The organism is Streptomyces sp. NPDC005566 (assembly GCF_040605575.1).
In the GTDB taxonomy this organism is placed as follows: domain Bacteria; phylum Actinomycetota; class Actinomycetes; order Streptomycetales; family Streptomycetaceae; genus Streptomyces.
In genome coordinates, this window is record NZ_JBEXDB010000028.1 from 64,590 (window position 1) to 70,633 (window position 6,044).

A 6,044-nucleotide genomic window follows, 5' to 3' on the forward strand; every position below is an offset into this window, starting at 1 on the left:
CACGGTTCATGGGTCGGGGAGATCTCACGCACGAACAGTGGGTGGCGCTGGAGCGGTTGCTGCCGAAGAGGGCCAGGGCGGGGCGGCCGCCTGTCTGGCCTCGGCGGCAGTTGATCGACGGCATACGGTTCCGGGTCCGTACCGGTGTTCCGTGGCGGGACATCCCGGTCATGTACGGGCCGTGGGGCCGGGTCTACGACCTGTTCCGCCGGTGGCAGCGGAACGGCACCTGGCACCGGATCCTCACCCGGCTCCAGTCTTTGGCCGACGCGGAGGGTGCGATCGTGTGGGACCTGAGCGTCGACTCCACAGTCTGCCGCGCCCATCAGCACGCCGCCGGGGCCCGCAAGCAGGGCGACCTGCAGAAGAACCACCGGGCGGCATCTTTGCCGAGCCACATGATCACGGCTGGAAAGATCACGCGGCGGGTTCACCACCAAGCTGCACCTGGCAGTTGAGCAGGGCCAGAAGCTCATGTCGATCGTGGTGACGGCCGGACAGCGCGGAGACTCCCCGCAGTTCGAACCGGTGCTTGAGAAGGTTCGCGTGCCCCGTATCGGGCCGGGCCGGCCACGCGTCCGTCCCGATCGGTTGCGGGCCGACAAGGCGTACGCCTCCCGCAGAAACCGCGCTTACCTGCGCCGCCGCAAGATCCGCTGCACCATCCCGGACAAGGCCGACCAGGCCCGCAACCGCCAAAAGCTCGGCTCCCGCGGCGGCCGGCCGCCGCATTTCGCCCCGGTCGACTACCGCGAGCGCCATGCAGTCGAGTGCGGGATCAATCGCCTCAAGAGACACCGCGCTGTCGCCACGCGCTATGACCAGCTCGCCGTCCGCTACGAGGCGACCGTGCTGATCGCAGCTCTCAACGAATGGCTTTGACCGGCACGTGATCACGTCTCAAGCCCACACCGCCTTGACCACGGCGTGGCCTGCCGCAGCCGCCTGCCCGTAGAACTCTTGCAGGTCCCGGTGATGTTCGAGGTGTTCCTGCCTGGCCCAGCCGAGGGCAGTGAACTTGGCATCCACAACGTTCCACAGATCGTCGAAAGAGGCAGTTGTAAGGAATCGCGCGGCCTGCGACACCTCGGGCGGTTCCAGAAGCATCAGCGGGGGATCGGAGGGGTCCGCATCAGCGCTGTGGGGCACGGGGCGGCCGCCGTAGATCGGCAGTGTCCAAGGCTCGTCGGCGTCTGTGTAGAGGGCATCGGCCGCGGCGTGGAGGTCGTTGACAGCGTTCCAGCTCTTGTTGATCGAGTAGGCAATGCCTGCTGCGTACTCGGCTTCGTCGTTTTCCCGAGCCTCAGACATGAACGCAGCGAGCCAGGTGTGGTCGTCCCGGATCTCGGACTCCGCCACGGCACGAAAGTGCAGGTAGATGCTCACGACGATGAATTCCTCAGCTCGACGACCCACCCGTCGGGTCGAACGGACCGAACTTACTTGAGGGCTCTGACAGTCAGGTGTCGTCAAGCTCGACTCGCACCATCTGGCAGGACTTTCGGAGTTCGCTGGTAGGCGCGGCGGGAGACCGACGCTAGCGTCGACCCGGCCGGGGCCCGGTCTCCCGGACGCCTGGGCAGCCCCGGCCTTGACCCGTGTCGTTTTCGCCCTTCTGTACTGGGAAGCCGCACATCATGGACCACTCGAAAGCTCCCGTTCTCGACGCTCTGAAGGCGTTCCAGGCGCAGGAGCAACTGCCGTTCACTCCGCCCGGTCACAAGCAGGGCCGGGGGGCCGACCCGAGGGTACGGGCTGTGCTGGGAGACGCCCTCTTCAGTGCGGACATGCTCGCGGTGTCCGGTCTGGACGACCGGGCCCAGTCGCAGAAAGTCTTGGAGCGCGCGGAAGCCCTCATGGCCGACGCCGTCGGGGCCGAGCACACGTTCTTCTCCACTTGCGGCAGTTCGCTGTCGGTGAAGGCAGCCATGCTGTCCGTTGCCGGGCCGCACGAAAAGCTTCTGGTCGGGCGCGACGCACACAAATCGGTCATCTCCGGCTTGATCCTTGCCGGCATCCGTCCAGTATGGGTCGATCCCCAGTGGGATCCCGATCTTCATCTTGCCCACCCGCCGGCCCCCGAGGCTTTCCGGTTGGCATTCGAGCAGCACCCGGATGCTCGAGGTGCGCTGATCACAAGCCCCACCCCGTATGGGACCTGCGCTGACGTCGGAGCTGTAGCGACGATGTGCCACGAGCGAGGCGTACCGCTGATCGTGGACGAGGCGTGGGGTGCGCACCTGCCCTTCCACCCTGAGCTGCCCGTCTGGGCGATGGACGCCGGCGCGGACGTGTGCGTCACGTCGGTCCACAAGATGGGCTCCGGGCTTGAGCAAGGGTCGGTCTTTCACCTGCAAGGCAACCTGGTCACCGCCTCAACCCTCGCCTCCCGTGCCGACCTCCTGGACACCACCAGCCCCTCGGTCCTCATCTACGCCGCCCTCGACGGCTGGCGCCGCCAGATGGTGGAGCACGGCCGCGAGCTGTTGGACGATGCCCTCTCCAGGGCCCGCCGTGTGCGCGAAGCCATCGAGGACATCGAGGGCCTGCACGTCAACGACCGCGACGACTTCTGCGCACCCGGGCGCGCCTTCGACCTGGACCCCCTCCAGGTCTTCATCGACCTGAGCGGCGTCAAGCTCAGCGGCTACGACGCCGCCGACTGGATGCGCCGAAACCACCGCATCAACTTGCACACGTCCGACCACCGGCGGATCAACGCCCAGCTCACCCACGCCGACGACGACACGACGGCGGAGCGGCTCCTCGACGGCCTGCGTGACCTCGTAGCGCGAGCCGACGAGCTACCACCAGCCCCGGACATCCGCATTCCAAGCCCTGGGGACCTCCGTCTGCGGCAGGTCACGCTTCCCCGGGACGCGTTCTTCGGCGATGTCGAACAGGTGCCCGCAAGTCAGGCGGTCGGCCGGATCTGTGCCGAGATGCTCACTCCCTACCCTCCAGGGATCCCCGCCGCCCTCCCCGGTGAGCTGCTCGATCAGGCCGCAGTCGACTACCTGCGGACCGGCGCGGATGGGGGAATGCTCGTTCCAGACGCCGCTGACAGCACCCTCGGCACGATTCGCGTGTCCGTGCACGATGTCGGTGCTGACTGAGCGAGCGCCCAGCGGCACCGTGTCTGGGCCGACAACCCCCGCGCATCACACGTGCGCGCAGCCCCGCCTGCCGGGAGATGCCGCGATGCGGTCGCCCCGAGGGGAGCGGTTTTCGACAGTGGCGCTCACCAGTGGACACCGGCATGCGACGGCAGGTGCTGGGCAGAAGGCGAAAGACCGCGCTCGAGTCGCGGCGAACCGTTGGCACATTCACTCTGGATGAGGTGGGCGCGCGCCTGACGAGACGAACAACGACCGATACCTGTTCGTTCCTCACGGAGGCTGCAGATGACGACCGCTGCCGTACGGCCCGCCGATTTCGGGAACCCATGGACACTGCCCGGGGTCTACGCTCCCCAGGCCGATACCTACCTGCTTGCCCAGGCGCTCCAGGCCGAAGGGATCACAAGGGGCACGGATGTTCTCGATGTCTGCACCGGAAGTGGCGCACTCGCCGTGGTGGCTGCGCGAATGGGCGCCCGGGTGTCGACGACCGACATCTCCCGGCGGGCAGTGTTGACAGCCCGGCTGAACGCCGCCCGTGCCGGGCAGCGGGTTCGGGTGCTGCACGGCGATCTGACAGGCCGATCGGCGAACAGCGCTTCGACGTCGTGGTGAGCAACCCGCCGTATGTGCCCACGCCCTCTGCGCACCACCCGCGCAAACACAGATCCTCGGTCGCTTGGGACGCCGGCCACAGGGGACGCCAGGCCCTGGACCGCATATGCGAGCACGCCCGAGACGTTCTTCACCCGCACGGCGTACTGCTCATCGTCCACTCCGCACTCTGCGGCGCCGACGAGACGCTCGGACGGCTGGCCGACACCGGCATGCGCTGCCCCGTGACGCACCGGGCCCATGTGCCCTTCGGGCCCGTCATCACCCAACGGCTGCCGTGGCTGCGTACTCAGGGCCTGCTCCTTCCCGACGAGGACAGGAAGAACTGGTGGTCATCCGTGCCGAACGAAGCTGATCACGCCAGACATGTGACCGTCGAGGGAAGCGGCCCGACCCTGATCTAAGGGCCGGTAGAGATTGTTCGGGAGGATGGCACGATCGCCACCTCCGACCGGTTCGTCGCCGCCGTTTGCACCTGCCGCCGCAGCCGTATGTACCCGGGGTGCGACACCAGTAACCGCCGCTGCACAAGCGCGCGCAGAGGAGACATGTCGGCGTAGCCGCTGTCGTCGGCAACGAGGACGGGGCGCACAAAGTCAGCGCCGACCTGTTTCAGGGACTCAACGACCTCGGCTTCACACTCCCACCCGGCGCAGTTACCTACTGGGTGGGCGAAGCCCAGCACGGCACCGACTACCAGGATTTGGAAGAAACGCCGGAGGCCGTGAAGTCGACGACGCGCACGCTGGCCAGGAACGCCGCACACCTGGCCCGCACCCTCGCGGACGCCCCCTACCCGCCCAGCTGAGCATTCGAGCACCATCCGTCATGCGCCCGCGATTCTCCCCGCGCGCCGAAGCGAGCCCGTCCCGGCTTCCGGTGAGCGACGGGCCGCCCCGAAAGAGAGAGTTTCTGAAAGGAGTAGGAATATGCGTGCCCTGACCTGGCAAGGCAAGAGGGATGTCCGGGTGGAAACCGTTCCGGACCCGAAGATCGAAGACCCGACCGACGTCATCGTGAAGATCACTTCCACGGGTATCTGCGGCTCGGACCTGCACCTGTACGAGGTCCTCGGCCCTTATCTCGACCCCGGAGACATCCTCGGTCACGAGCCCATGGGCATCGTGGAGGAGGTCGGCTCCGAGGTGACGTCCCTGGCCCCCGGAGAAAGGGTGGTCATCCCGTTCAACGTGTCCTGCGGGCACTGCTTCATGTGTGACCAGGGCCTGCACTCCCAGTGCGAGACCACCCAGGTCCGCGAGCGCGGTACGGGCGCCGCACTCTTCGGCTACACCAAGCTCTACGGACAGGTTCCCGGCGGGCAGGCCGAACTGCTGCGCGTACCGTTCGGAAACAGCTTGCCGATCAAGGTCCCGCACGGACCGGCGGACGACCGGTTCGTCTACCTGTCGGACGTGCTGCCCACCGCATGGCAGGCCGTGGAATACGCGGCGATCCCGCCCGGTGGGTCGGTGACCGTACTTGGGCTCGGGCCGATCGGTGCGATGGCCGCACGGATCGCGCTGCACCGCGGCGCCAGCCTGGTGGTGGGTGTCGATCTCGTACCCGACCGCTTGTCCCGGGCTGCCGCAGACGGGGTCTCGTGCCTCGATTTTCGCCGGCATGGAAAGGACCTCGGTGAAGCCATTCGTGACCTCACGAGCGGGCGTGGCACTGATGCCGTGATCGACGCGGTGGGCATGGAGGCGCACGGCGCTCCCGTTGCGAAGGCCGCTCACACAGCTGTGGGACTGCTGCCCGACTCCCTGGGCGAGCGGCTCATGGAGACGGTGGGATTCGACCGGCTGTCCGCCTTCCGGGCAGCGGTCGACGTGGTGCGCAGGGGCGGCACGATCTCGGTGTCCGGCGTGTACGGCGGTGCAGTCGACCCGTTGCCGATGCTGACCATGTTCGACAAGCAGATCCAGCTCAGGATGGGCCAGGCCAACGTCAAACGCTGGGTGGACGACATCCTGCCCCTGCTGACTGACGAAGACCCCCTGGGCGTCGACACGTTCGCGACGCACCACCTGCCGCTCGAAGAGGGCCCCGAGGCGTACAAGACTTTCCAGGACAAGCAGGATGGCATGATCAAGACGCTCCTGGTTCCCTGAGCCGTACGGTGTCGACTGTCCGGACGGCCCCAGCCCGCCCCGTCGGCTGTCGTGAGAGCCGCTTCGCACGAACGGGCGCTCAGGGTCCGACCCCGGCCACCACCCAAGGCTTCGGCGTAGTCGCGTGCTGTCCGGTTCACGCGGATTTGCCACATGGCTTCGAGCGAGTCTGTTGGCCCCACGGGAACGACTGGTC

At 67.2% G+C, this 6,044-nt stretch carries 4 protein-coding genes and 3 pseudogenes; 6 read left to right on the plus strand and 1 reads right to left on the minus strand.

Annotated features, from left to right (window positions below):
• The first annotated feature begins 8 nt into the window (after positions 1 to 8).
• Positions 9 to 882 (plus strand): annotated as a pseudogene (locus tag ABZS61_RS32270) (IS5 family transposase).
• An 18-nt stretch (positions 883 to 900) separates the two neighbouring features.
• Here the strand turns inward: ABZS61_RS32270 and ABZS61_RS32275 are convergent.
• Positions 901 to 1,386 carry a DUF1877 family protein gene (locus ABZS61_RS32275; RefSeq protein WP_356429215.1) on the minus strand — a complete coding sequence of 162 codons (486 nt, stop codon included), beginning with the start codon at positions 1,384 to 1,386 and terminating at the stop codon, positions 901 to 903.
• 251 nt (positions 1,387 to 1,637) lie between these two features.
• Here ABZS61_RS32275 and ABZS61_RS32280 point away from each other — a divergent pair, with 251 nt between their 5' ends.
• The 5 genes and pseudogenes from ABZS61_RS32280 to ABZS61_RS32300 all read left to right on the plus strand — a co-directional run bounded on the left by ABZS61_RS32280 (position 1,638) and on the right by ABZS61_RS32300 (position 5,848).
• A complete protein-coding gene (locus ABZS61_RS32280) occupies positions 1,638 to 3,116 on the plus strand; it encodes an aminoacid decarboxylase (protein ID WP_356429219.1) in 1,479 nt (492 codons plus the stop codon).
• A 288-nt stretch (positions 3,117 to 3,404) separates the two neighbouring features.
• Positions 3,405 to 4,089: pseudogene (locus ABZS61_RS32285) on the plus strand (HemK2/MTQ2 family protein methyltransferase).
• Between the two features lie 82 nt (positions 4,090 to 4,171).
• Positions 4,172 to 4,294 carry a CDGSH iron-sulfur domain-containing protein gene (locus tag ABZS61_RS32290; protein ID WP_356429239.1) on the plus strand — a complete coding sequence of 41 codons (123 nt, stop codon included), beginning with the start codon at positions 4,172 to 4,174 and terminating at the stop codon, positions 4,292 to 4,294.
• A 2-nt stretch (positions 4,295 to 4,296) separates the two neighbouring features.
• Positions 4,297 to 4,542, plus strand: a pseudogene (locus ABZS61_RS32295) (NADPH-dependent oxidoreductase); the annotation flags it as partial.
• 121 nt (positions 4,543 to 4,663) lie between these two features.
• Positions 4,664 to 5,848 carry a zinc-dependent alcohol dehydrogenase gene (locus tag ABZS61_RS32300; RefSeq protein WP_356429222.1) on the plus strand — a complete coding sequence of 395 codons (1,185 nt, stop codon included), beginning with the start codon at positions 4,664 to 4,666 and terminating at the stop codon, positions 5,846 to 5,848.
• Positions 5,849 to 6,044: the final 196 nt, after the last annotated feature.

Excerpts from the sequence above, each read along its gene's own strand:
- ABZS61_RS32280 (WP_356429219.1), top strand. The coding sequence starts at position 1,638 with ATGGACCACTCGAAAGCTCCCGTTCTCGACGCTCTGAAGGCGTTCCAG.
- ABZS61_RS32300 (WP_356429222.1), top strand. The coding sequence starts at position 4,664 with ATGCGTGCCCTGACCTGGCAAGGCAAGAGGGATGTCCGGGTGGAAACC.